The following is a 22,521-nucleotide window of genomic DNA, read 5'->3' on the forward strand; positions in this document are numbered from 1 at the left end:
AATTCCTTATTGAGTCACAGTATCCTTGCCAACACAGCAGGCGGCGAAATGGCGGTTATCTCTGCTGATAGCAGCCCGACCAGATTGGCACCCCTTGCTGGCACAACAAGCGTGTTGTTTCATAGAGTGGCAGCCCCACGACTGCTGAATGGCTGCCCTTAATTTCTTCAACAAACACAGCGGCTAAACCTTGGATGGCGTATCCTCCGGCTTTGTCTACTGGCTCACCGGTTTGCCAATAGTCAGCTATTTCCTGCTGACTGATTACGCGCATCTTGACGACCGTTGTCACACAACAAGAGAGTACACCCTTGGGGCCAGCCACAGCGACCGCTGTTAATACATTATGACGACGCCCTGACAGCTTCTTAAGCATAACGGCTGCATCATGCTCATCAATTGGCTTGCCCAATATCTGATCATCAATCACCACGGCCGTATCTGAACCGAGCACAGGAAGGGCTGTTCTTGAAACAGCCGCTTGCGCTTTCGCAATCGCCAAGCGCTCCACATAAGCTTGCGCAGATTCACCCTTGAGCGGCACTTCATCTACGTCACTTGGCATGACCTCGACCGCCACACCTATCGATGCTAACAACGCCTTACGTCTGGGCGATGCCGAGGCAAGGCATAACACAGGCGACGATGCAGAACGTGAACTATCCATTACAGCAACTCCAGCAGCTTATCAAACGCTAGCTAAACGCTGTTCGAGCGCTTTAAGCATGGTAGACCACCAGGGCCACAGAACAGCACTGATCAGTGATGGAATCAAAAAAGACAAATGGATTGAAAAATCCCCCGTCAGTGTGCGTAACCACTGCTCAATCAACTGCACCAAGCCTAATAAGACCAGCACGAGAACAGACTGCTGTACTAAAGAGTAAGCGCGAAAGCGGGGGTAAACCAGGGCGCATAAGAAGGCCAACAGCGACAATATCAGAGCATGCTGACCTAACGCGGTACCTTCGATCAAATCCATCAGAATGCCGATAACAAAGCCATGAAAAACACCCACTCTATCCGGCGTTCGCATGCACCAGTAAATCAGCATTAGCCCTATCCACTCAGGACGGTAGACTTGCCACCCTTCGGCTAAAGGCATCACTTGCAAGCACAATGCAAGGACAAGCGTAAACCAGACAAAGATAAGCGATACGACTGGCGTCTTAGCCATTACTGCACCTCTCGTGCAGCATCCTGCTGCAAACCAATACGCTGGGCAGCGTGCAGTGCAGCGGCTGAAATATCCATACCCTCTCCCCAAATAGTATCCTCTATCTCTTCACGGGGCGGCGGGAACAACAATAGGAAGTGACGTGAACGCTGCAACTGAGCAGAGGGCTCTGCGGTCACTTGAGCGAAAGGCTGACCTGGGTCGTGGTAAACGTCGGTGACCCTAGCAACGGGATGGCCTGGCGGGAAGCGTCCGGCCAACCCTGACGTGGTCAGCAGATCACCTTCGCGAATGTCGGCGGTATCAGGCACATGCAAAACTTTCACGCTGCCGTAACGACCAGCTCCCTGCACAATGAATCGCAAGCCATTGCGATTCACCTGAACGGGCAATGCATGGCTCGCATCAGCCAGCAACAGAACGCGACTTGAGTACGCCGACACAGCGGTCACTTGCCCCACTAAGCCAAACGCATCAATCACCGGCTGACCAACATAGGCACCATTTCGATGCCCTCGGTCAACCACCATCTGATGACTAAAAGGATCATTATCTAGCGACAGAAGCTCAGCGGTTATGTACGGAATATCTCTACGCTGAGCTGCCTTCAGAAGATCACGTAATTCGGCATTCTCCGCGGTCAGATTCGCCAACCGCTGACCACGATGTGACAGCGTCAAAATTTGCTCACGCAGGCGACGATTCTCATCGACGAGCGCTTGCTGGTCAGAAAGCGCAAGCGCCCCCCAGTTAAGCAGATCGCTAGGCACGCTAACGACCCACTGAATGGGGGCAACAATCATCGTCATTTGGGCACGCACATCTTCCATGCGGGTAAATCGCTGATCGGCAAACATTAAAATGCTTGCCAATAGCACACAGAAGAATAGCCGATACCCTGGCAATGACGCGTGCGAAAATAGCGGTTTAATAGGCAATCCCCCGCGATAAACCGCTACGATCAGTCGCTCGACAGCAACTCGAAGGTATGCTGATCAATCATTTCCAGTGCCTTGCCGCCACCGCGGGCCACACAGGTGAGCGGATCTTCAGCCACAATCACCGGCAAGCCTGTCTCTTCGGCGATCAATTTATCGAGATCACGCAACAGTGCGCCACCGCCTGTCAGCACCAAGCCACGCTCAGCGATATCAGAAGCCAGTTCCGGTGGTGATTGCTCAAGGGCACTCTTGACCGCTGCCACAATAGAACCCAAGGTTTCTTGAAGCGCTTCGAGAATCTCATGGGAGTTCAGTGTGAAACTACGCGGTATGCCTTCTGCCAGGTTACGTCCACGCACATCAATTTCGCGCAGTTCGCCGCCCGGATAGGCACAACCGATCTCTTCTTTAATGCGCTCGGCGGTGGCTTCACCAATCAGGCTGCCGTAGTGACGACGCACATACGCAGTGATGGCCTCGTCAAAGCGGTCACCACCGACACGAATAGATTCTGAATAAACCACGCCGTTGAGCGAAATAATGGCAATCTCGGTAGTACCACCACCGATATCAACCACCATTGAGCCCTGCGCTTCTTCAACCGGAAGCCCGGCACCAATTGCGGCGGCCATCGGCTCTTCGATTAAAAACACTTCACGCGCACCAGCACCTTCCGCCGACTCGCGAATAGCGCGCCGTTCAACCTGCGTTGACATGCAGGGAACGCACACCAAAACGCGAGGACTGGGCGTTAAGAAGGTGCTTTGATGCACTTTACGGATAAAGTGCTGAAGCATCTGCTCTGTCACGGTGAAGTCGGCAATAACACCATCTTTCATCGGGCGGATGGCGGTAATATTGCCTGGCGTGCGACCGAGCATACGTTTGGCGTCGGTGCCAACCGATGCCACGCTGCGCATGTTGCCAGACTGGCGGATAGCGACTACGGACGGTTCATCGAGAACGATGCCACGACCGCGTACATAAATCAGTGTGTTGGCCGTACCCAAGTCGATCGACAGATCGCTGGAAAACAGCCCCCTCAAACGTTTGAACATGGATGTTGTTACCTAGTGCAGACCGGGAACCCTGTGCGGATGCAAACGGTATCACCGCTACCCCTTGGCAGCAAGCACGAGTCGTGCCTAATACTGCCCGTCAGGGCCAATATGTGGTACCTTTTGCGGCTATTTTCTACGTCTGCTACACAAGACGAATTTAAGATGACCGTATGTATACCGCTGAACGCGGAATATGTTCCATCACGTTTGCGAGGAAAATTCGATCATGGCGCTTGAAGAATCTCATGTGCGCCGGGCCGCACACTTGGCCCGACTCGCCGTTAGCGATGACCAAGCCAGTGGTTTTGTCGACGATCTAAGCCGCATTTTGGACATGGTCGATCAGCTACAAAGCCTGGACACCGATGGTGTTGCGCCGCTTGCGCACCCGCTGGATGCCACACAGCGGCTGCGAGCCGACGAAGTCACGGAAACTAACCAGCGCGACGCTTTCCAGCGCTGTGCTCCGGCAGTAGAAAATGGCCTGTATCTCGTACCCCGCGTGGTGGAGTAGCCAGATTACCACGCACAGGCCGCTATTTTCTGCTCTTTCTATTCGCCCCCGAACGGAGCTTCCGGGTCATGCATGATAAAACCGTAACGCAGCTTGCCGCCGCCCTGAAAAGCGGTGAGCTTTCCAGCCGAGAGCTGACTTCACACTTTTTACAGCGTATCGAGCAAGCTGATGGCACGCTCAATAGCTTTATTACTGTCACCGCCGAGCAAGCACTTAATCAGGCAGAAGCTGCCGACAATGCGCGTGCTGCAGGTAAGGCTGGCAAGCTAGCAGGCATTCCCTTCGCGCTGAAAGATATCTTTTGTACTCAAGGGGTGAAGACCAGCTGCGGTTCAAAAATGCTCGATAACTTTATCGCGCCTTACAATGCCACCGTGGTAGAGAAACTCAACGCTGCCGGCACCATTAGCCTGGGTAAAACCAACATGGACGAGTTCGCGATGGGCTCTTCCAACGAAAATAGCTATTTTGGTGCGGTAAAAAATCCCTGGGACCTTACTGCAGTTCCTGGCGGCAGCTCAGGTGGCAGTGCCGCCGCAGTAGCGGCAGGCCTTGTCCCTGCAGCAATGGGCACAGATACCGGCGGTTCTATTCGCCAACCGGCGGCATTTTGCGGCATCACCGGCTTGAAGCCTACGTATGGCCGCGTTTCTCGCTATGGCATTATTGCCTACGCGTCTAGCCTCGACCAGGCTGGCCCTATGGCGAAAAGTGCTGAAGACTGCGCACATCTGCTCAATGTCATTGCTGGCCATGATGTACGTGATTCCACCAGCGTTGCCCGCGGCGTGCCCGACTACACAGAAACGCTCAACGCACCGCTTTCTGGCCTCAAAATCGGCCTGCCAAAGGAGTACTTTGGCGATGGTTTAGACGCTGACGTCGAAAAAGCGGTCCGCGAGGCAGTGAAAGTATATGAATCACTGGGAGCGACCGTACGCGAAGTGAGCCTGCCGCATACCCACTATGCGATTCCAGCTTATTACGTTATCGCCCCCGCTGAGGCGTCCTCGAATCTCTCCCGCTATGATGGCGTGCGCTTCGGGCATCGCTGCGATGCACCGGCTGACCTTATTGATCTCTACACGCGGTCGCGTGCGGAAGGCTTCGGTGATGAGGTGAAGCGGCGCATCCTGATTGGCACGCACACGCTTTCTGAAGGCTTTTTTGACGCCTACTACACCAAAGCACAGAAAGTGCGTCGTTTGATTCGACAGGACTTCCTGGACGCTTTTGAAGACGTAGACGTACTGATGGGGCCAGCATCGCCAACGCCCGCATTTGATCTTGGCGCTAAGAAAGATCCGGTGTCTATGTATCTACAGGACATTTACACCATCGCCGTTAACCTAGCCGGCATTCCTGGCATCAGCGTTCCTGCAGGCTTTTCTAATGGCCGCCCGGTTGGTCTGCAGATCCTGGGTACCCACTTTGCAGAAGCACAGCTGCTAAACGTGGCTCACCAGTACCAGCAAGCCACTGATTGGCACTTACAACGCCCTGCTTTTGCCGAGGAGAACGCCTAATGCAATGGGAAACCGTGATTGGGCTGGAAGTACACGTTCAGCTCGCAACTCGTTCGAAAATTTTCTCCGGCGCCTCCACCGCTTTTGGTGCAGAACCGAACACTCAAGCCTGTGCTGTTGACCTTGGCTTACCCGGCGTTCTGCCTGTGCTGAACGAGCAGGCCGTGGCCATGGCCGTTCAATTTGGGCTTGCGGTACATGCCGACATTCCTGAAGTATCGGTGTTCGACCGTAAAAACTACTTCTATCCCGATTTGCCCAAGGGCTACCAAACCAGCCAGATGTATCATCCGATCGTCGGCGCAGGTGATGTCGAAATCACCCTAGATGACGAATCGACCAAGCGTATTCGTATTCATCACGCCCATCTTGAAGAAGACGCTGGCAAGTCGCTGCACGAAGACTTCCACGGCATGACGGGCATCGACCTTAACCGGGCGGGCACACCGCTACTGGAAATCGTCTCTGAACCGGATATGCGCAGTGCAAAAGAGGCCGCCGCGTATCTCAAAGCGATTCACTCTATTGTGACCTATTTGGGCATTTCCGACGGCAATATGGCGGAAGGTTCAATGCGCTGCGATGTTAACGTTTCAGTACGCCCTAAAGGCCAAGAAGCCTTCGGCACTCGTGCGGAAATCAAAAACGTCAACTCGTTCCGCTTTGTTGAGCGCGCCATTGCTTATGAGGTCGAGCGCCAGATTGAGCTGATCGAAGACGGCGGCAAGGTCGTGCAGGAAACCCGCCTGTTTGATCCTGAGCGCGATGAAACCCGCAGCATGCGTACCAAAGAGGAAGCTAACGACTATCGCTACTTCCCCTGCCCGGATCTGTTACCCGTGGTGTTAGATCAAGCTTACCTTGATCACCTTCGCAGCCAGTTGCCAGAGCTTCCTGCCGACAAGCGGGCGCGCTTCCAGAATGAGCTAGGCTTATCGGCCTATGATGCCCACGTACTGTCGGCTAGCCGAGAAATGGCCGAATTTTTCGAAGAAGTACAGCAAGTGTGCGGCGATGCTAAACAGGCCGCCAACTGGGTACAAGGGGAGCTTTCGGGTGCACTTAACCGTGAGAACCTAAGCATTCAGAACAGCCCGGTTTCCGCAAAACAGCTCGGCGAGCTGATTAGCCGCGTACTGGATGACACCATTAACGGCAAAGCCGCTAAGCAAGTCTTCCAAGCACTGTGGAATGGCCAAGGCGATAGCGCCGACGCCGTCATTGACGCAAAAGGCTTGAAACAAGTAACGGATACTGGCGCGATCGAAGCGATGATTGACCAGGTTATCGCAGAGAGCCCAGCTCAGGTTGCCCAATATCGTGATTCTGAGCCAGAGAAACGCGGCAAGATGATTGGTTACTTCGTTGGCCAAGTCATGAAGGCATCTCGCGGCACGGCGAATCCGCAGCAAGTTAATGGCTTGTTAAAAGAGAAGCTGGACGCATTGCTGTAACATCGACCGACGAGTGACATCCATGTCATAGCGGCTGCCTCGGCAGCCGCTTTTTTGTGTCTAGAAGCGTTATAACAACTGACTTGGCTGGGTAAAGCGTTTTAGCTGTGCGCAACCGGCGGCCCACACGTCAGCCTCCAGCTCTGCAATGGCAGCGGTAGGAAAGCCAATCCCCTGGCTCGGCACGCCTTCTACTAACAGACCCGCCAACTCACCCACCAGCGGCATATGGCTGACGAGCATCATCGGGGCATCTGCAGCTTGATTAAGCAGCCATTCACTAACATCACTGGGTGAATCTTCCGGGGTAATAAACGCCAATGTAGTCAGTGGCACACCCAACGCATCACAGATCCGCTGAGCGGTCTGCTGAGCTCGTACAAAAGGGCTGGCATAAATCGTGGGGCAAGATAGTTCCCCCTGCTCAATACGCATGGCCAGCCAGCGGGCCATTTTTTCGGCTTCAAGCTCACCACGAGGCGTTAATCGGCGCGATTGATCGGGAAACCCCGATGCAGCCTCACCATGACGCATCACTAGCACACTAGGCATTCTTGCCCCCATTTTCACGGTGGGCTTGCTGAACAGCCTCACGAGGCAGAATAAATTCCACATCACTGCTTTGCTCGCCCATCATCAGAGTGCGTGCCATCTCCTGAGCCGGAACACCTTCAAACAGCACGCGATTCAGGCCCTCAGCCAGTGGCATATAAACACCCATTTCACGCGCTTTAGCGCAGACAAGCTTGACGGTATTTACCCCTTCAGCGACTTGACCTAATGCCGATACTGCCTCATCAAGACCTCGCCCTTCCCCCATGGCGTAGCCAACCCGATAGTTGCGGGATAGATTTGAAGAGCAGGTAACAATTAAATCACCGACGCCAGCCAAGCCTAAAAACGTCATCGGGTTAGCGCCCTGAGCAACGGCAAAGCGGCTCATTTCTGCTAGCGCTCGCGTCATCAGCATGCTGCGAGTGTTCTCCCCCATTCCCAGCGCTGCCGCCATACCTGCGGCAATGGCGTAGATATTTTTAAGCGCCCCGCCCAGCTCAACGCCATGACGATCATTACTGGCATAGACGCGAAAGTAGCGACAGCCTAACGCTTGCTGCACCCGCGTTCTGGTGAGCGCATCGGCGCTGGCAATGACGGTGGCAGTCAACTGCTTATCAGCGATTTCGGACGCTAAATTAGGCCCTGCAATGACGCCAACGTGGGCAAACCCAGTTTCCTGTTCAAGCACCTGGCTCATTAGTAAAAAGCTATCTTGCTCAATACCTTTGGTGGTGCTGACCAGAATTTGCTCCGGGGTTAACCAGGGCTTGGCAGCCTGAACAACACTGCGAAATGCTTTGGAAGGGATAGCAATCAGCACTAACTCAGCGTCTTCTAGCACCGATTGAAGATCCGTAGACGCGATGACGGCGGGATTAATTACATAATGTGGTAGATAGCGCCCATTGCGATGCTCGTGATTTATTTGCGTCACCAAAGCTTCATCGCGCATCCACTGGCGCACCTTTGCGCCATTATCTGCTGCAATACTCGCCAGAGCGGTACCAAAACTTCCGCCCCCCAGCACTGCGACATTCATCTGCTGCTCATCAGCCATGACGATATCCTGATCATTGGTCTCGTGCGTTTAGCGCTTACTTTATCATCATCTCTATTAAAACAAGCGGCCCGCTTGGATATCCAAGCGGGCCGCATCAATCAACTACGGACTCATCAAGCCGTCAAGACGTGATTAAGCCGCTTAACATAGGCAGCGGGGTCATCAAGATGACCGCCTTCAGCGATGATCGCCTGATCCAGCAAAATATGCGCCAACTGGCCAAACAGGTCACCGTCAGCATTTTCCAGACGCGCCACCAGAGCATGGCTGGGGTTTAGCTCCAGAATAGGCTTCACCTCGGGCAATGGCTGGCCAGCGGCTTCCATAATCCGACGCATCTGATAGCCCATTTCGTGCTCAGGAAGCACGACACAGGCAGGCGAATCCGTTAGGCGATGGGTGATTTTCACCTCTTGAACACCCTCGTTTAACGCTTCTTTGACGCGCTTAACTAGGTCTTCTTTGGCCTTAGCTGTTTCTTCCTGAGCTTTCTTCTCTTCCTCGTCTTCCACATCGCCAAGGTCCAACTCACCTTTAGCCACATCGGCAAACGATTTACCATCAAACTCGGTGAGATGACTCATTAGCCATTCGTCAATACGGTCCGATAGCAGCAACACTTCGATACCTTTCTTACGGAAGATCTCTAAGTGCGGGCTGTTTTTCGCGGCATTAAAGCTGTCGGCAACCACGTAGTAAATCTTCTTCTGCCCCTCTTTCATGCGCTCAACGTAGTCGACCAGCGAGTGCTCCTGGGCGGCAGTATCGGTATGCGTTGAAGCAAAACGGAGCAGGCCAGCAATCTTTTCGCGATTGGCGGCGTCTTCACCTGGCCCCTCTTTTAGCACGCTGCCAAATGTATTCCAGAAGGTCTGGTACTGCTCATTGTCTTTCGCCAACTTCTTAAGCATATCCAACGCACGCTTGGTCAACGCACCCTTGATCTTATCGACCTTGGGGTCTTGCTGAAGCAGCTCACGAGAAACGTTCAGAGAGAGATCACGGGTATCTAATACGCCCTTGATAAAGCGCAGATACAGGGGCAAGAATTGCTCCGCGTCGTCCATAATGAACACACGCTGAACATACAGTTTAACGCCTCTAGCGCCATCACGATCGAACATGTCAAACGGTGCACGGCCCGGCACATACAGCAGGCTGGTATACTCCAGCTTGCCCTCAACCTTATTGTGGCTCCAGGTCAGCGGGTCGCTAAAATCGTGGGCAACGTGCTTGTAAAATGCCTTGTACTCGTCCTCAGTGACATCGCTTTTCGGACGCGCCCATAATGCAGTCGCTTCGTTCACCGTTTCCCACGTGGTGATTTCACTGCCTTCAATATCGTTGCCTTCGTCGTCCTTCGCCGTTTCGGTTTTAGGCATGCGCACGGGCACTTCAATATGATCGGAGTATTTGCGCACTAGCCCTTGCAGGCGATAGTCGTCGGCAAACTCTTTCGCATCGTCTTTAAGATGCAGCGTGATTTCAGTACCGTGACGTTCACATTCAATATCAGCAACGGTGAATTCACCCTCACCCTTGGAGCGCCATTCGACCCCTGCTGAGGCGTCAGTGCCCGCTTTGCGGGTGCGTACCGTCACTTCATCAGCCACAATAAATCCAGAGTAGAAACCCACCCCGAACTGGCCAATCAACTTAGCGTCTTTCTGCTGCTCGCCAGAGAGCTGCTTTAGGAACTCTGCGGTACCTGAGCGTGCGATAGTACCCAGATTCGCAATGACATCATCGCGATTCATGCCAATGCCATTATCACGTAGCGTGATGGTGTTAGCCTCGCGATCATGCTCAATTTCAATGCGCAGCTCGCTGTCACCTTCATAAAGCGCATCGTTATCAAGTGCGGCATATCGCAGCTTGTCGCAGGCATCAGCTGAGTTAGAGATCAGCTCGCGTAAAAATATCTCCCGGTTAGAATACAGGGAGTGAATCATTAAATTTAGGAGTTGCTTAACTTCCGTTTGAAAGCCAAGAGTTTCTTCCTGGGTTGCCGTCGTCATGCGCTTAGCCCTCATTAATCACGTTGTGCTTGGCGCTCCTGCCTAACGTTAGGCAGGAGCGAAAAAGGTTGTGAACTCAATATGGGGATAAGCGGCGGGATTTCAAGAAGGTGAGTGAGAAGAAGCGGCTGGCGCTTCCTCTGCATATTTCCAATGACGATATTCTGACAGGTGGGCATCGACACGATTAAGTAACCAACCTACGATCAGAACATCATCAACAACGCCAATCATTACGAGAAAGTCGGGAATAAGATCAAAAGGCATGACAAGATAAGCAAGTGCTAGCGCCATCAGCCCAAAGGCCGACCAGGGAATAGGGCGAAAACTGCCTCGCAGCACGTCACGCGTCATGGGCAAAAACAGCTTTAGAGCTCGGCCAATGCGTTTCACTGCCCATACACGTGTTTTGAGCCGTCGAAACAACCACCACGTAGACATTCGTGCCATCGTTATTGAATCCTCCAGGTTTCGTAATTATCAGAACATTGTTGGCACATTTAGTTCATCATCGACCCAGCAATACAGTTCTAGCACTATAGCGGCTAGACACCATTAGCGAGCAAGAGGGAGTGCCATGCAAGCTTCGCCATTTCGATTAACATTTCGCAGCCTATGTGCGGCGATGCTCATCGGTTTACCAACTGCCTCCTGGGCAACATCTGACTCAGCGATGCGTGAAGCACTTGAAGCTGCACGTCAACAGCAGTGGCAACAGATCAATGACCGCGCGATAGAGGGGCATATCCTTAGCGGTTATGTTGACTACCATCGCCTACGTAGCCAATTGCCTAATGCAGCCACCAGTCAAGTGCTGCAGTTTATCGAGCGCCATACTGATTCACCGCTATCAGAATGGATGCGTGGCCAAGCGATCGCAAAGTATGGCTATGCGGGCCGATTTGGCGATCTGCTTGCCGTTGCTGACGGCGTACCAGCAGGCACTGCCCGTCAGTGTTACTACTACACTGCTCTCTTGGATAGAGCACCTGCTGAAGCTCGCGAAGCGGGGCTTGGGCTGTGGCTCGTGGGTAGCTCCCAGCCAGATGCCTGCGACCCACTATTTAATCGCCTTCGCGCGGATGGCACCATTGATGCCACGGCAATTTGGGAGCGTAAAATGCTCGCTTGGCAGGCGGGCGAAGAGCGCTTAAGCAGCTATCTAGGTGGGTTACTGAGCAGTCAGTGGCAAGCAGCATTGAATACCGCTGAAACGGTCAATAACTCACCAAGCTCGCTTGCCTCAGCGCCTACCTGCCTTGGCCCTGAATGCGCTGCCACGGCGGCGTTTTATAAAGCCGCCATGCAGCGCTACACGCGTGAAAACACTCCAGCAGCCTTCTCAACGTGGCAAGCCATTGGGCCACGCCTCAACTTAGCCCATACTGACCGCCAAGCGATCGAAGAAGAACTTGCGTTTTATGCACTCGTACGTAACGTTCCTGGCACCCTTTCCTGGGTCGACAGCGTCCTACCCTCGCTGAACAGCGAACGCGTATTAGAATTGCGCGTTCGCGACGCTCTGGCCAAAAGACAGTGGACCGATGTCGTCCACTGGATCACCGAGATGCCGAGCAGTCAGCAGGAAAGCAGCCGCTGGCAGTACTGGCTAGCAAGGGCCAATGAGCAACTGGGTAATCGTGACGCAGCGTTAGCGCGTTACCAACAAGCAGCAACCGACCGGAGTTTCTATGGCTTTGCTGCTGCCGAAAAACTCAACCAACCCTACCAGCTCAACTTAGAACGCAACCATTTTGACGAAGCCACCAGGGCACAAACGGCACGCCTGCCGGTGGTTCAGCGCACCGAAGCACTTCTACGTATTGGCGAAGATGGGCTAGCCAACAGCGAGTGGCTATATGCCGTACAGAATGGCACACCCTATCAGGCGCGGGCGCTCGCCGATTACGCTGCTCACCAGCAGTGGCATGCTCGCTTAGTGCAAACCACGATTGCAGCTGAAATGTGGGACGCGCTGGATTGGCGTTTCCCTGCGGCTTATCGTGATAGCTTCCTACATTGGGGCCGCATAACCGGCGTCGACCCTTATTTACTGATGGCCATTACCCGTCGTGAAAGCGCTTACAACCCAGTCGCCCTTTCGCCTGCGGGTGCCCGAGGGTTAATGCAGCTAATGCCAGGGACTGCAAGCCAAGTTAGCCGTCAACTGGGGCTAAATGATCCGGGTCCTTACGGCGTTTTAGAGCCTGAGCTTAATATTCGCTTAGGTAGCACCTACTTGCGTGACAAGCTGGAACGCTATCAAGGCAATCGGTTGGCCGCCACCGCCGCTTATAACGCAGGACCAGGCCGAGTAGATCAATGGCTAGGCAACAACAGCATGGAATCATTTGACCTGTTTGTAGAAAGCATTCCTTTCCGGGAAACCCGAGATTATGTGCAGGCCGTGTTGAGCTATCGGGTTATTTTCGAAAGCCTGGCAAACGGCGGCAACAGCGAGGGTGTCTCACTGCTTAGTGAGAGTGAGCAGACCGTTCGCTATGATCGCGCGCTGCTTGTCAGCCGATAACCTCGACATACCCACCACTGATACAGCGCTCGGTTATACCGGGCGCTGTTCTAACGCTAAACGAACGCCAAATACCACCAGCACCACACCGGTAGCGGCATTGAGCGTTTGTGCAAAACGAGCGCTGGCCAACCATTTACTTGCCCCGCCCACCATTAGCACCACGCTAATTTGCCAGATATTGGCAATCACGAAATGAACCCCGGCGAGCCATAATGATTTCAGCAGTGCTGGATCAGAAGGCGAGATAAATTGGGGTAAAAATGCCATATAGAACACCACGGTTTTGGGGTTCAAGACATTGGACAGCAACCCTTCTTTGATGGGTTGCCAAAATGGCACTGGAGAGCCGCTTGTCACTACGCCCCGAACAGGCAAGGGAGTACCACGACGCGCCGCCAGCAGACTGGAGATACCTAGCCAAATCAAGTAGGCAGCCCCCACCAGTTTTAGCATATTAAATGCCCAGGCCGACTGCAGCAGTATCAGCGAAATACCCAGCGCTGAAACAGTCGCGTGGACGAACAGTCCGCAGCAAATAGCAATACTTGTTGCAACACCATCTCGAACACCACCACGGGCAGTGTTGCGAATGACGAGCAGCGTATCAACCCCAGGGCTTATTGATAGCAGCGTTATTGCCACAAGGAACGAGACAAACTGAGCATCGATAAAGCCGATTTGTGTCATAAGAGGAAGCCCGCCAAAAGTTAAAAAATCTTAAGTCCGCAACTGGACGTCTGAATTATTTGCTTCTACATTAATTTTGGCAGGCATTCACAATGGATGCATGCCCAATCATTAAGCATGTTAAGGATATGGACGATGGCGACTGGCACTGTCAAGTGGTTCAACGAGACCAAAGGTTACGGCTTCATCTCTCCTGATGATGGCGGTGACGATCTATTTGCCCACTTCTCCGAAATTCAAGCTGAAGGTTTCAAGACCCTGCAAGACGGTCAAAAAGTCAGCTTTGAGGTAACACAGGGTAAAAAAGGCCTTCAGGCTTCTAACATTCGTCCGGTCTAACACCAGAGGAATAAAACAAGGCCCGCTCATGCAGCGGGCCTTATTCATATTCACTGGTTATGTAAGCACATTACTCCTGAGTACGCTCAGTTTCTTGCTCCTCACCAACACTATCCATACTTTCATTACCCATACTTTCACTGTCCATACTTTCACTGTCCATACTTTCACTGTCCATACTTTCACTGTCCATACTTTCACTGATCGGCTGCTCACTCTCCAGGGCCTCAAACTGCTCTTCTAAACGCTTTTGCGCTTCTTCAAAACGTCGCTCAGTGTCTTCAATCAGCGCATCTACGTCGGTGGCTTCCAAATGATCATCTAAGTCTGATGTACCGGGTAAGCTGGACTCCGTTTCCCAACTTGGGGTTGGAGCGTCACCATCCATCGGCTCCAAGGTCGGTGTCTGCTGCTCGACTTCTTGAAATTGCTCATCTAAGCGACGCTGGGCTTCTTCAAAGCGGCGCTCGGTTTCAGCAATAACGTCATCGACATCTGAACGAGTGGTTTCGCCAGGCATAGCACTGGCTTCATCGAGAGCATCTTCAGGGTCCGCTGCAAGCGTGTCTTCATCTGCCTGCACCTCTTGGTTATTGGGCGAGGTTGAGGCTTCCGATGCATCATTACTGTCATCTTTCAGCGCCTCTGCTTCCTCTAGCGCCTCTGCCGTTTGACGCGCTTCAATGCCTTCTTCGATATCATCCGCACTAGCGGCTTCATCTGTCTCTTCGCTGCCATCTGCAGCAGTAGGTGCCTGTTGAGCATCAACGTCACTGCTAGAGGTGCTCTCTTCGTTTTCTGGCGTGGCATCTTCCTGAGCATCGCCGCAGGCGCTTAACAGCAGCGCGAGACTGGCCAGTAGTGGCATCCAAAAGCGATTTACCATTGGGCTTTCTCCTTAACAGTGATTCAAATAATAAAAAAACACTTAGTGGCGATCATTAGCCGTCAATAGTGAGCACCCTTCCGGCAGCAGCACTTTTAAGGCAAGTGGCACGACTTCGACACAAAATCGCTCATAGCGGCGCGCCTCTCCATCTAAGGTTAACGGCCAAGGCTCGTCATCTGGCTGAGTCGTCACCGACAGCTGGCTGGCGGTAAAATAACGCACAAAGCGCCCTTCGGCTGGAAACTGCTGCAGCTCATTCAGCAACCTCGGCAACTCTGTCGCTGATGAAAAGTCCTTAACCAGTAGCACATCGAAACGGCCATCGTCGAGCTTAGCTCTTGGCGCCAATACTTGCCCGCCGCCAGATTGGCGACCATTGCCCAGCGCGAGAAGTAATAGCGATACTTCTTGCTGCTGATCCCCCCAATGCAACGTGCCGCAATAGCTGCGATGCCGCCATGCTTTCAAAGCGCCCATCAGGGAGTATGCGCCACCACCTAACATGCGCTTTAGCGTTTTGGGGGTTGATGAGGTAATTTCGGCGCCAAATCCACCGGTTGTCATATTGATGTAATAACTAACCGCTTCTTCTGATCCTGACTGAGCGGTCATTCTGATCACATCAATCGGCGATGGAGACAAGTGTCCTGCGGCCTCAAGCGCTGGCCCTGGCTCCAGCGGCAAACCGAGGGAAGTAGCAAAATCGTTGGCACTGCCTAAAGGTACAATGCCTAGCGCTGGTCGCAGATCATGAGCAATCCGCATGAGCCCGTTAACCACTTCATTAACGGTACCATCGCCACCGCAGGCAATGACCCGCGTGGCGCCCAGCTCGACCGCTTGGGCAGCGAACTCAGCGGCATCGCCGCCTTCCCAGGTCGAACGTACGATGATCGACATCCCTGCCTTGCGCTGCTCTTCAACAGCTTCGCGCAGCGCCGGGTTACCGGCAGACTTACCGTTAACAATCAGTAAATAGTGCTGCTGTGCATCTGTCACCGGCGCATTCCCTCTCCATGGTTAGTTCGTTGGCTTACCTTATGCCAGCGCTTTCTCAACAACTTCGAATACGTTTGACGATAAAGGCTCCTGCTTAATACGCACAAGTTCATCGCGCATTAACTGTTGACGCTCTTCGTCGAAACGCTGCCAACGGGTTAACGGTGTCACCAGCCGTGCAGCTATTTCGGGATTCAGGCGATTTAGCTCAATAACCACATCGGCTAACAGCGCGTATCCTTTACCATCTAAACGATGGAAATTAACCCGATTTTGGGCAAATGCTCCGATCAAGGCACGCACTTTATTAGGATTCTTAATTGAAAATGCTGGGTGCTGCATAAGATATTGCACACGCTCTAGAACATCTGGCTGTGGGCGTGATACCTGTATGGTGAACCACTGATCCATAACCAACGGGTCATGTGCCCATTTTTCGCCAAATGTTTTCAACGCTGGAGACGCAATATCATCACGGTCACTATGGACCAACAAGGTCAGCGCATGACGAACATCGGTCATGTTATGTTCCGCAGCAAACTGCGTTTCGCAAAACGCAATGCCCTCTTCGTCCTCAATCGCCATTAAATAAGTTAAGGCGACGTTTTTGAGGCTACGCTGGGCAATCTGTTCAGGCGTTGGCGCGTAGGGTTCATCGCGCTGATTCGCTTTATACACAGCGACAAATTCATCACGCAGCGCAACGGCTAACGACTGACGCACGAATTCGCGAGCGGCGTGTATTGCGTCCACATCTACAATCGGCTGCTGCTCGGCAATATAGGCTTCAGAGGGTAACGTCAGCATTTCTGCCAGCACCGCTTTATCGCTCATAGAGCCGGTAAGCAGCGTTCTAAAGGCTTCCACAACACGGCTATCCATGACCTTTTCAACACCATTACGGTGTGCAGCGATTAGATCATCTAACGCCAGCATAGCAAGCCGCTGGCCCGCATCCCAACGGTTAAAGCCATCGCTGTCATGTGTCAGCAAAAACGCAAGGTCTTCACGCGAATAGGGAAAGTGTAGCTTTACGGGTGCAGAAAAATCGCGCAGCAGTGACGGAACTGGCGCTTCAGCAACATCAGTAAAGACAAACCTCTGTTCATCTTCGGTGAGATGAATAACAGCGTCGTTACCCAGCTTCTCACCTGACAGTGTTAATGTCAGGTCCTGCCCCGACTTGGTGCCCACTAGCCCCATACGCACAGGAATGTGTAACGGCAGTTTGTCTGATTGCCCTGGAGTCGCGGGGGTACGTTGGCGCAGAGTGAGATGATACTCCCCATGGGCGTAATCGTATTCACCGTGCGCATCGATTTCAGGCGTACCTGCCTGGGAGTACCAACACATAAATTGGCTAAGGTCTACATCAGACACCTCGGCCATGCAGCCCACAAAGTCTTCGATGGTCACTGCCTGACCATCAAAACGTTCAAAATAAAGATCTGAGCCGCGACGGAAGTCTTCCCAACCCAGTAAATTACGCAGCATGCGCACCACCTCTGCGCCCTTTTCGTAAATCGTCAGGGTGTAAAAGTTGGTGATTTCAATAAAGTGGTCTGGACGGATCGGGTGCGCCGTTGGCCCTGCATCTTCGGCGAACTGAGCAGTGCGGAAAAACGATACGTCTTGAATGCGCTTAACGGGAGCCGAGTTGGTATCGGCGGAAAAACACTGATCACGAAATACCGTAAAGCCCTCTTTTAAAGAGAGTTGGAACCAATCACGGCAAGTCACTCGATTGCCTGACCAGTTGTGGAAATATTCATGGGCAACAATCCCTTCCACATTTTGGAAGGCTGCATCCGTCGCGGTATTGGGATGCGTTAATACCGCAGCGGAGTTAAATATATTAAGCCCTTTGTTTTCCATTGCTCCCATATTGAAGTCATTCACTGCCACAATCATAAACAGATCAAGGTCGTATTCACGGCCATAGGTCTGTTCGTCCCATGCCATGGCACGCTTAAGGGAGGCCATCGCATGTTCGGTTTTATCTAAGTTTTCTTGCTCGACCCATAACTGCAGCGTCACGTTGCGACCGCTCATAGTCTCAAAAGAATCTTCCACCTTATGCAAATTACCGGCGACTAAAGCGAACAGATAGCAGGGTTTCGGGTGCGGGTCTTCCCAGGTTGCAAAGTGGCGGCCATTTTCCAACGCACCTTGATCAATAGGGTTACCATTGGCGAGTAGCACTGGCTCACTGGTGGCGTTACCAATCACTGTTACCTTAAAAGTGGCCATCACATCAGGACGATCGGGGTAATAAGTAATTCGCCGAAAGCCTTCTGCCTCACACTGGGTGCAATACATGCCGTTAGATTGGTACAGCCCTTCCAACGCAGTATTACTGCTGGGAGCTAACTCCACCTCACTTTCCAGCATAAAGGTCTCTGGCACATCCGCTATGTGCAGCACCTCGCCCGTTAACTGATACGCAGCATCAGACAAAGGGCTGCCATCGATAGCGAGTGATATCAGCGTCAGATGTTCACCGTTAAGCACTAACGGCGCTTGTGAATCAGCGCTTGGATGACGCTCTATTTGCAGGCGTGCTTTCACGCGGGTTGCTGCAGGGTCAAGATCAAACGTCAGCTCGGTATGGGTAACTAGGTAGGCGGGCGGCTGATAGTCGCTTAAATAAACCGGCTGCGGATCAGACATAGTGCGTGACTCCTGTAAGCTTATAAATTATTTGATGAGGCAGCGCCTAACGCTGCACCATCGTATTACTGTCGATCGAGTTAATTAATCACGGAAGTTATCGAACTGTAACGGTAGTTCAGGCCCCTCTTCGCCACGTAAAAGCGCCATCACGCTCTGAAGATCGTCGCGTTTTTTACCCGTAACGCGCACTTTTTCACCCTGAATTTGAGCCTGTACTTTTAGCTTGCTGGCTTTGATACGCTTAACCACATCTTTTGCTTCAGCCTGATCAAGTCCCTGCTTTAGAACGACCTCCTGACGGGCTTTCACGCCAGACAACACTGGGTCTTGAATATCCATACACCGGGCATCAATTCCCCGCGCGATCAGTCGATTGCGCAACACATCAAGCATTTGTTTTAATTGGAAATCAACCTCAGCCTCAAGCTGAACTTTCTCTCCTTCAAGTGAAAAGCTGGCGTCAACACCTTTAAAATCAAAGCGCGACTGCACTTCACGATTTGCTTGGTCGATAGCGTTGGAAGCTTCGTGCTGATCAAACTCTGACACAATATCAAATGAGGGCATGGCATCATTCCTAGTAAGACATGACCCACTATTCTAGAGCAGCTAGCCCCCACCCGGCCAATTTCTTACATAATGTGTCTTGCAGCGCTAATTTCAGCCCCCCAAAACTTGCACAGAATCATTCATTAACTATACAAGACTTAACCATAGCAATATTAAATTGGCGCTGGATGAATTAACCTAGCCATCATTTACTTAATCACTAACCGATGGACACCGACCATGAGCGATCGCGATGCACGTCACAAGGCGTCGATGGAAAAACTGAAAGCCCGCGTTGACGAGAAAGTGGCCAACGCTACCGAGCAGCGTGGGCTGTTACTGATAAATACGGGCAATGGCAAAGGTAAGACAACTGCCGCCTGGGGCACCGTCACTCGCTCGCTTGGCTATGGCTATAAAGTTGGTGTCGTGCAGTTTATTAAGGGATTATGGGAGTGCGGTGAACGCAATCGGCTGGAAGAAGACGCAAATCTCAGTGTTGCCATCATGGCCACGGGCTTTACTTGGGATACTCAGAATCGCGAGTCAGACACCCAAGCTTGCCAAGCAGTATGGCAAGAAGCTGAAAAAATGCTCGCAGACCCAGCGACTTACCTCGTTGTCCTGGATGAAATCACTTACATGTTGAAGTTCGGTTATTTAGATATTGATACGGTTAAGCAAGCACTGATCAATCGACCGCAAGAACAAACGGTAATTATTACCGGACGCAATGCGCATCGGGATTTAGTGGCAATGGCGGATACAGTGACAGAGATGCAAGAAGTACGGCACGCGTTTAACAATGGCCTGCAAGCCCGTCGCGGCATCGACTTTTAGTTTCAATACGGCTGCTAAAAAGCAAAAAGGGGCGATTCAATCGCCCCTTTTTTCAACCACTCATTTTTTCAACTACTCAATCATCTCAGCAGCTTACAAACACACAAATTATTTATGCATGAATGCTAGCTTAGCCTTCAAACGGGTTACGCAGGACAATGGTTTCCATACGGTCAGGGCCAGTTGAGATAATATCAATGCTGGTACCTACCTGCTCTTCTAAGAAGCTGATGTAAGCACGTGCATTGGCCGGCAGATCCTCAACCTTCTTGGCGCCCAGGGTAGATTCTTTCCAGCCCGGTAGATCATGGTACAGCGGCTCAACAGCTTCGTAGCCTTCGGAATCAACCGGATTATCCAGCACATCGCCATCTTTACTACGATAGCCCACGCACACACGAATATTTTCCAGGCCGTCCAAAACATCAAGCTTGGTTAAGCAGATACCAGAGACTGAGTTGATCTGCACCGCATGACGCAACGCTACGGCGTCAAACCAACCACAACGGCGCGCGCGCCCCGTGGTTGCGCCAAACTCATGCCCACGCTCGGCTAGATGACGGCCATGGTCGTCAAAAAGCTCGGTCGGGAATGGGCCAGAGCCAACGCGGGTGGTATAGGCTTTGGTGATACCCAGTACGTAGTCCAGATAAAGCGGGCCAACACCTGAACCAGTAGCCGTTCCGCCAGCGGTGGTATTAGAGCTGGTGACGTAGGGATAGGTACCGTGATCAATATCCAACAGCGAGCCTTGAGCACCTTCAAATAAGATGTTCTCACCGGCTTTACGCAGATCATGCACCATACTAACGGTGTCTGTAACCATAGGTCGTAGTTCTTCGGCCATCTGCATAGCGGTATCCAGCACTTCCTGGAAGTCCACCGCCGGCTCGCCGTGATAGTTCACCAACACAAAGTTGTGGTAGTCCAATACTTCGCCAAGCTTCGAGGCAAAACGCTCACGGTGAAGCATATCGCCTAAACGCAGACCACGACGGGCAACTTTATCCTCGTAAGCCGGCCCGATTCCACGACCAGTGGTGCCGATCTTAGCAATGCCGCGCGCTTTTTCACGTGCTTGGTCCAAACGCACATGGTAAGGCAGGATTAGCGGACAAGCTGGTGACAGGCGCAAGCGCTCACGTACCGGTACGCCCTTCTCTTCAAGCTCACGGATCTCTTTGATCAGCGCTTCAGGCGACAATACGACGCCATTACCGATCACACAGGTTTTACCTGGACGCAGCACACCAGAGGGAATCAGGTGAAGAACCGTTTTCTCACCGTCAATCACCAAGGTATGGCCTGCGTTATGACCGCCTTGAAAGCGCACCACTGCTGAGGCTGATTCGGTGAGCAGGTCAACAATCTTGCCTTTGCCTTCATCACCCCATTGGGTACCCAGGACTACGACATTCTTACCCATTATGCACTCGTCTCTTGTGTCAGGGTCATTGTCTGCCAACGACCGTCAATAAACTCAAGACGGCGGTCACAACTGTGCTCCGCCGGCCCAGTACGCTGCCCAGGCAGCGCTTGAATCACGCGTTCACCCTGCTCACGCAGCGCAGCAATGGCAGCGTTAAACGACTCTTCTTCTTGGGCAGGCGCCCAAACAGCCCCCTGGCTGGGTGAAGCCAGTGCCAGGGATGCCAATTGTTTTAAATCCATAGAAAAACCGGTCGCCGGACGCGCACGTCCAAAAGCACGACCAGTGTCATCATAACGCCCGCCTTTGGCCAATGCATGGCCATAACCAGGCACATAGGCAGCAAACATCATACCAGTGTGGTACTGATAACCACGCAGCTCCGCTAAATCAAAATAGAGCGAAACATCAAAGCGCGCCAATACGCCTTTATAGAGTGCTTCCAACTGGTCAAGTGCCGCCCTCACCGGCGCGGGGGCACCGGCAAAACGATCTCGTGCTTGCCCTAACACACTTGCATCACCATGCAGCTCACCAAGCGCTATCAGCATATCGGCCAAGGCTGGGTCGCTGACACTGCGGTGAACGAGCTCAGCTAACTGGCCCGGCGATTTCAGCGCCAGCGCTTCAAACAGCGCCCGCTCCTGCTCATCGCTAAGCGCAGCTGCCTCGACAAAGCTACGATAAATGCCAATATGGCCTAGCGCCAGGTGAATTTCATCAGCGCCCGCTGCTTTTAAGCTGGCCAGTGCCAAATGAATAATTTCACTATCAGCTTCTAAACCTGCGTGACCAAACAGCTCGACCCCTACCTGCACAGGGCTTCTCCCCCCCTGGTGCTGGTCGGCTTTAGCGCGCAGCACATTCGTGCAGTAGCACAATCGAACCGGCCCTTGCCGCTTCAGGGAGTGGGCATCCATACGCGCCACCTGAGGAGTTACATCGGCAGATGCACCCATCATGCGACCCGTTAGTTGGTCAGTTAATTTGAACGTCTGAAGATCTAGATCGGTACCGGTACCCGTAAGCAAGGAGTCCAAAAACTCCACCGGCGGCGGCATTACTTGGTCGTAGCCCCAGCAATGGTAGAGATCAAGCAGCGCACGGCGCAGCTCTTCCATGCGGCTTGCCTGAGGCGGCAGCACCTCATCCATGCCGTCGGGCAATAGCCAGCGGTCAGCGATGGTCATGTGAACAATCCTGCGAGACAATGAAGGCCCAAACAAGCAGCTACATCATGACGCGTTTTAGGCGTTCATGGACAAGCGCTA

Annotated in this window: 21 protein-coding genes; 6 read left to right on the forward strand and 15 right to left on the reverse strand. The window is 52.7% G+C overall.

What is annotated here, in order from left to right; all coding sequences use genetic code 11:
* Positions 1 to 55: 55 nt before the first annotated feature.
* The 4 genes from NDQ72_12570 to NDQ72_12585 are packed head-to-tail and all read right to left on the reverse strand — an operon-like array spanning position 56 to position 3,176.
* Entirely contained in the window at positions 56 to 667 is a 612-nt protein-coding gene (locus NDQ72_12570) for a Maf-like protein (GenBank protein WKD26901.1), read from the reverse strand.
* Between the two features lie 21 nt (positions 668 to 688).
* Complete coding sequence (mreD, locus tag NDQ72_12575; protein WKD26902.1) at positions 689 to 1,177, reverse strand: rod shape-determining protein MreD; 489 nt, start codon at positions 1,175 to 1,177, stop codon at positions 689 to 691.
* Positions 1,177 to 2,115, reverse strand: a complete 939-nt coding sequence (gene mreC, locus NDQ72_12580) for a rod shape-determining protein MreC (GenBank protein WKD26903.1) — start codon at positions 2,113 to 2,115, stop codon at positions 1,177 to 1,179. The genes mreD and mreC overlap by 1 nt, the downstream gene beginning before the upstream one ends.
* A gap of 23 nt (positions 2,116 to 2,138) precedes the next feature.
* Entirely contained in the window at positions 2,139 to 3,176 is a 1,038-nt protein-coding gene (locus tag NDQ72_12585; GenBank protein ID WKD26904.1) for a rod shape-determining protein, read from the reverse strand.
* Positions 3,177 to 3,405: 229 nt separating this feature from the next.
* Between NDQ72_12585 and gatC the strand changes: the two genes are divergently transcribed.
* The 3 genes from gatC to gatB all read left to right on the forward strand — a co-directional run bounded on the left by gatC (position 3,406) and on the right by gatB (position 6,676).
* The gene (gene gatC, locus NDQ72_12590; protein ID WKD26905.1) at positions 3,406 to 3,693 is read left to right on the forward strand and encodes an Asp-tRNA(Asn)/Glu-tRNA(Gln) amidotransferase subunit GatC; all 288 of its coding nucleotides are present in this window, start codon (positions 3,406 to 3,408) and stop codon (positions 3,691 to 3,693) included.
* A gap of 68 nt (positions 3,694 to 3,761) precedes the next feature.
* Positions 3,762 to 5,222: an Asp-tRNA(Asn)/Glu-tRNA(Gln) amidotransferase subunit GatA gene (gene gatA, locus NDQ72_12595; protein WKD26906.1), complete on the forward strand. Its 1,461-nt coding sequence runs from the start codon at positions 3,762 to 3,764 to the stop codon at positions 5,220 to 5,222.
* Complete coding sequence (gene gatB, locus NDQ72_12600) at positions 5,222 to 6,676, forward strand: Asp-tRNA(Asn)/Glu-tRNA(Gln) amidotransferase subunit GatB (protein ID WKD26907.1); 1,455 nt, start codon at positions 5,222 to 5,224, stop codon at positions 6,674 to 6,676. The genes gatA and gatB overlap by 1 nt, the downstream gene beginning before the upstream one ends.
* A gap of 69 nt (positions 6,677 to 6,745) precedes the next feature.
* Here the strand turns inward: gatB and sixA are convergent, their stop codons facing one another.
* The 4 genes from sixA to NDQ72_12620 all read right to left on the reverse strand — a co-directional run bounded on the left by sixA (position 6,746) and on the right by NDQ72_12620 (position 10,762).
* Positions 6,746 to 7,228 carry a phosphohistidine phosphatase SixA gene (gene sixA, locus NDQ72_12605; protein WKD26908.1) on the reverse strand — a complete coding sequence of 161 codons (483 nt, stop codon included), beginning with the start codon at positions 7,226 to 7,228 and terminating at the stop codon, positions 6,746 to 6,748.
* Complete coding sequence (locus tag NDQ72_12610) at positions 7,221 to 8,291, reverse strand: NAD(P)H-dependent glycerol-3-phosphate dehydrogenase (protein ID WKD26909.1); 1,071 nt, start codon at positions 8,289 to 8,291, stop codon at positions 7,221 to 7,223. Before NDQ72_12610 ends, sixA begins: the two co-directional genes overlap by 8 nt.
* A 116-nt stretch (positions 8,292 to 8,407) precedes the next feature.
* Positions 8,408 to 10,312 carry a molecular chaperone HtpG gene (gene htpG / locus NDQ72_12615; protein WKD26910.1) on the reverse strand — a complete coding sequence of 635 codons (1,905 nt, stop codon included), beginning with the start codon at positions 10,310 to 10,312 and terminating at the stop codon, positions 8,408 to 8,410.
* Positions 10,313 to 10,414: 102 nt separating this feature from the next.
* Positions 10,415 to 10,762 carry a YkvA family protein gene (locus tag NDQ72_12620; GenBank protein ID WKD26911.1) on the reverse strand — a complete coding sequence of 116 codons (348 nt, stop codon included), beginning with the start codon at positions 10,760 to 10,762 and terminating at the stop codon, positions 10,415 to 10,417.
* A gap of 127 nt (positions 10,763 to 10,889) precedes the next feature.
* On the opposite strand from NDQ72_12620, the gene NDQ72_12625 reads away from it, so the two are divergent.
* Positions 10,890 to 12,842 carry a transglycosylase SLT domain-containing protein gene (locus NDQ72_12625; protein ID WKD26912.1) on the forward strand — a complete coding sequence of 651 codons (1,953 nt, stop codon included), beginning with the start codon at positions 10,890 to 10,892 and terminating at the stop codon, positions 12,840 to 12,842.
* A gap of 33 nt (positions 12,843 to 12,875) precedes the next feature.
* Here NDQ72_12625 and NDQ72_12630 read toward each other — a convergent pair whose 3' ends face one another.
* Positions 12,876 to 13,532, reverse strand: coding sequence for a LysE family translocator (locus NDQ72_12630; protein ID WKD26913.1), 657 nt, complete (start codon positions 13,530 to 13,532; stop codon positions 12,876 to 12,878).
* A gap of 135 nt (positions 13,533 to 13,667) precedes the next feature.
* On the opposite strand from NDQ72_12630, the gene NDQ72_12635 reads away from it, so the two are divergent.
* The gene (locus NDQ72_12635) at positions 13,668 to 13,871 is read left to right on the forward strand and encodes a cold-shock protein (protein ID WKD26914.1); all 204 of its coding nucleotides are present in this window, start codon (positions 13,668 to 13,670) and stop codon (positions 13,869 to 13,871) included.
* A gap of 70 nt (positions 13,872 to 13,941) precedes the next feature.
* On the opposite strand, the gene NDQ72_12640 is transcribed toward NDQ72_12635, so the two are convergent.
* The 4 genes from NDQ72_12640 to NDQ72_12655 form a co-directional block, all read right to left on the reverse strand.
* On the reverse strand, positions 13,942 to 14,757 hold the full coding sequence (locus tag NDQ72_12640) for a hypothetical protein (GenBank protein WKD26915.1): 816 nt from the start codon (positions 14,755 to 14,757) through the stop codon (positions 13,942 to 13,944).
* A 42-nt stretch (positions 14,758 to 14,799) separates the two neighbouring features.
* Positions 14,800 to 15,759, reverse strand: a complete 960-nt coding sequence (gene yegS, locus NDQ72_12645) for a lipid kinase YegS (protein ID WKD26916.1) — start codon at positions 15,757 to 15,759, stop codon at positions 14,800 to 14,802.
* Between the two features lie 39 nt (positions 15,760 to 15,798).
* A complete protein-coding gene (pepN, locus tag NDQ72_12650) occupies positions 15,799 to 18,429 on the reverse strand; it encodes an aminopeptidase N (GenBank protein WKD26917.1) in 2,631 nt (876 codons plus the stop codon).
* A gap of 84 nt (positions 18,430 to 18,513) precedes the next feature.
* Positions 18,514 to 18,999, reverse strand: coding sequence for a YajQ family cyclic di-GMP-binding protein (locus NDQ72_12655; protein WKD26918.1), 486 nt, complete (start codon positions 18,997 to 18,999; stop codon positions 18,514 to 18,516).
* A gap of 222 nt (positions 19,000 to 19,221) precedes the next feature.
* On the opposite strand from NDQ72_12655, the gene cobO reads away from it, so the two are divergent.
* The gene (gene cobO, locus NDQ72_12660; protein WKD26919.1) at positions 19,222 to 19,821 is read left to right on the forward strand and encodes a cob(I)yrinic acid a,c-diamide adenosyltransferase; all 600 of its coding nucleotides are present in this window, start codon (positions 19,222 to 19,224) and stop codon (positions 19,819 to 19,821) included.
* 130 nt (positions 19,822 to 19,951) lie between these two features.
* On the opposite strand, the gene NDQ72_12665 is transcribed toward cobO, so the two are convergent.
* On the reverse strand, positions 19,952 to 21,247 hold the full coding sequence (locus tag NDQ72_12665; GenBank protein WKD26920.1) for an adenylosuccinate synthase: 1,296 nt from the start codon (positions 21,245 to 21,247) through the stop codon (positions 19,952 to 19,954).
* Complete coding sequence (locus NDQ72_12670; protein ID WKD26921.1) at positions 21,247 to 22,440, reverse strand: ATP phosphoribosyltransferase regulatory subunit; 1,194 nt, start codon at positions 22,438 to 22,440, stop codon at positions 21,247 to 21,249. Before NDQ72_12670 ends, NDQ72_12665 begins: the two co-directional genes overlap by 1 nt.
* Between the last annotated feature and the right edge of the window lie 81 nt (positions 22,441 to 22,521).

Origin of the sequence: Halomonas sp. KG2, from assembly GCA_030440445.1 — a bacterium.
GTDB lineage: Bacteria > Pseudomonadota > Gammaproteobacteria > Pseudomonadales > Halomonadaceae > Vreelandella.

Bases quoted from the DNA above. Each gene is read 5' to 3' on its own strand.
- gatC (WKD26905.1), top strand. From the start codon at position 3,406: ATGGCGCTTGAAGAATCTCATGTGCGCCGGGCCGCACACTTGGCCCGA.
- sixA (WKD26908.1), bottom strand. From the start codon at position 7,228: ATGCCTAGTGTGCTAGTGATGCGTCATGGTGAGGCTGCATCGGGGTTT.
- NDQ72_12585 (WKD26904.1), bottom strand. From the start codon at position 3,176: ATGTTCAAACGTTTGAGGGGGCTGTTTTCCAGCGATCTGTCGATCGAC.
- NDQ72_12620 (WKD26911.1), bottom strand. From the start codon at position 10,762: ATGGCACGAATGTCTACGTGGTGGTTGTTTCGACGGCTCAAAACACGT.
- NDQ72_12670 (WKD26921.1), bottom strand. From the start codon at position 22,440: ATGACCATCGCTGACCGCTGGCTATTGCCCGACGGCATGGATGAGGTG.
- cobO (WKD26919.1), top strand. From the start codon at position 19,222: ATGAGCGATCGCGATGCACGTCACAAGGCGTCGATGGAAAAACTGAAA.
- NDQ72_12665 (WKD26920.1), bottom strand. From the start codon at position 21,247: ATGGGTAAGAATGTCGTAGTCCTGGGTACCCAATGGGGTGATGAAGGC.
- gatB (WKD26907.1), top strand. From the start codon at position 5,222: ATGCAATGGGAAACCGTGATTGGGCTGGAAGTACACGTTCAGCTCGCA.
- NDQ72_12640 (WKD26915.1), bottom strand. From the start codon at position 14,757: ATGGTAAATCGCTTTTGGATGCCACTACTGGCCAGTCTCGCGCTGCTG.
- pepN (WKD26917.1), bottom strand. From the start codon at position 18,429: ATGTCTGATCCGCAGCCGGTTTATTTAAGCGACTATCAGCCGCCCGCC.
- NDQ72_12610 (WKD26909.1), bottom strand. From the start codon at position 8,291: ATGGCTGATGAGCAGCAGATGAATGTCGCAGTGCTGGGGGGCGGAAGT.
- NDQ72_12625 (WKD26912.1), top strand. From the start codon at position 10,890: ATGCAAGCTTCGCCATTTCGATTAACATTTCGCAGCCTATGTGCGGCG.
- NDQ72_12570 (WKD26901.1), bottom strand. From the start codon at position 667: ATGGATAGTTCACGTTCTGCATCGTCGCCTGTGTTATGCCTTGCCTCG.
- NDQ72_12635 (WKD26914.1), top strand. From the start codon at position 13,668: ATGGCGACTGGCACTGTCAAGTGGTTCAACGAGACCAAAGGTTACGGC.
- NDQ72_12655 (WKD26918.1), bottom strand. From the start codon at position 18,999: ATGCCCTCATTTGATATTGTGTCAGAGTTTGATCAGCACGAAGCTTCC.
- mreD (WKD26902.1), bottom strand. From the start codon at position 1,177: ATGGCTAAGACGCCAGTCGTATCGCTTATCTTTGTCTGGTTTACGCTT.
- gatA (WKD26906.1), top strand. From the start codon at position 3,762: ATGCATGATAAAACCGTAACGCAGCTTGCCGCCGCCCTGAAAAGCGGT.
- htpG (WKD26910.1), bottom strand. From the start codon at position 10,312: ATGACGACGGCAACCCAGGAAGAAACTCTTGGCTTTCAAACGGAAGTT.
- NDQ72_12630 (WKD26913.1), bottom strand. From the start codon at position 13,532: ATGACACAAATCGGCTTTATCGATGCTCAGTTTGTCTCGTTCCTTGTG.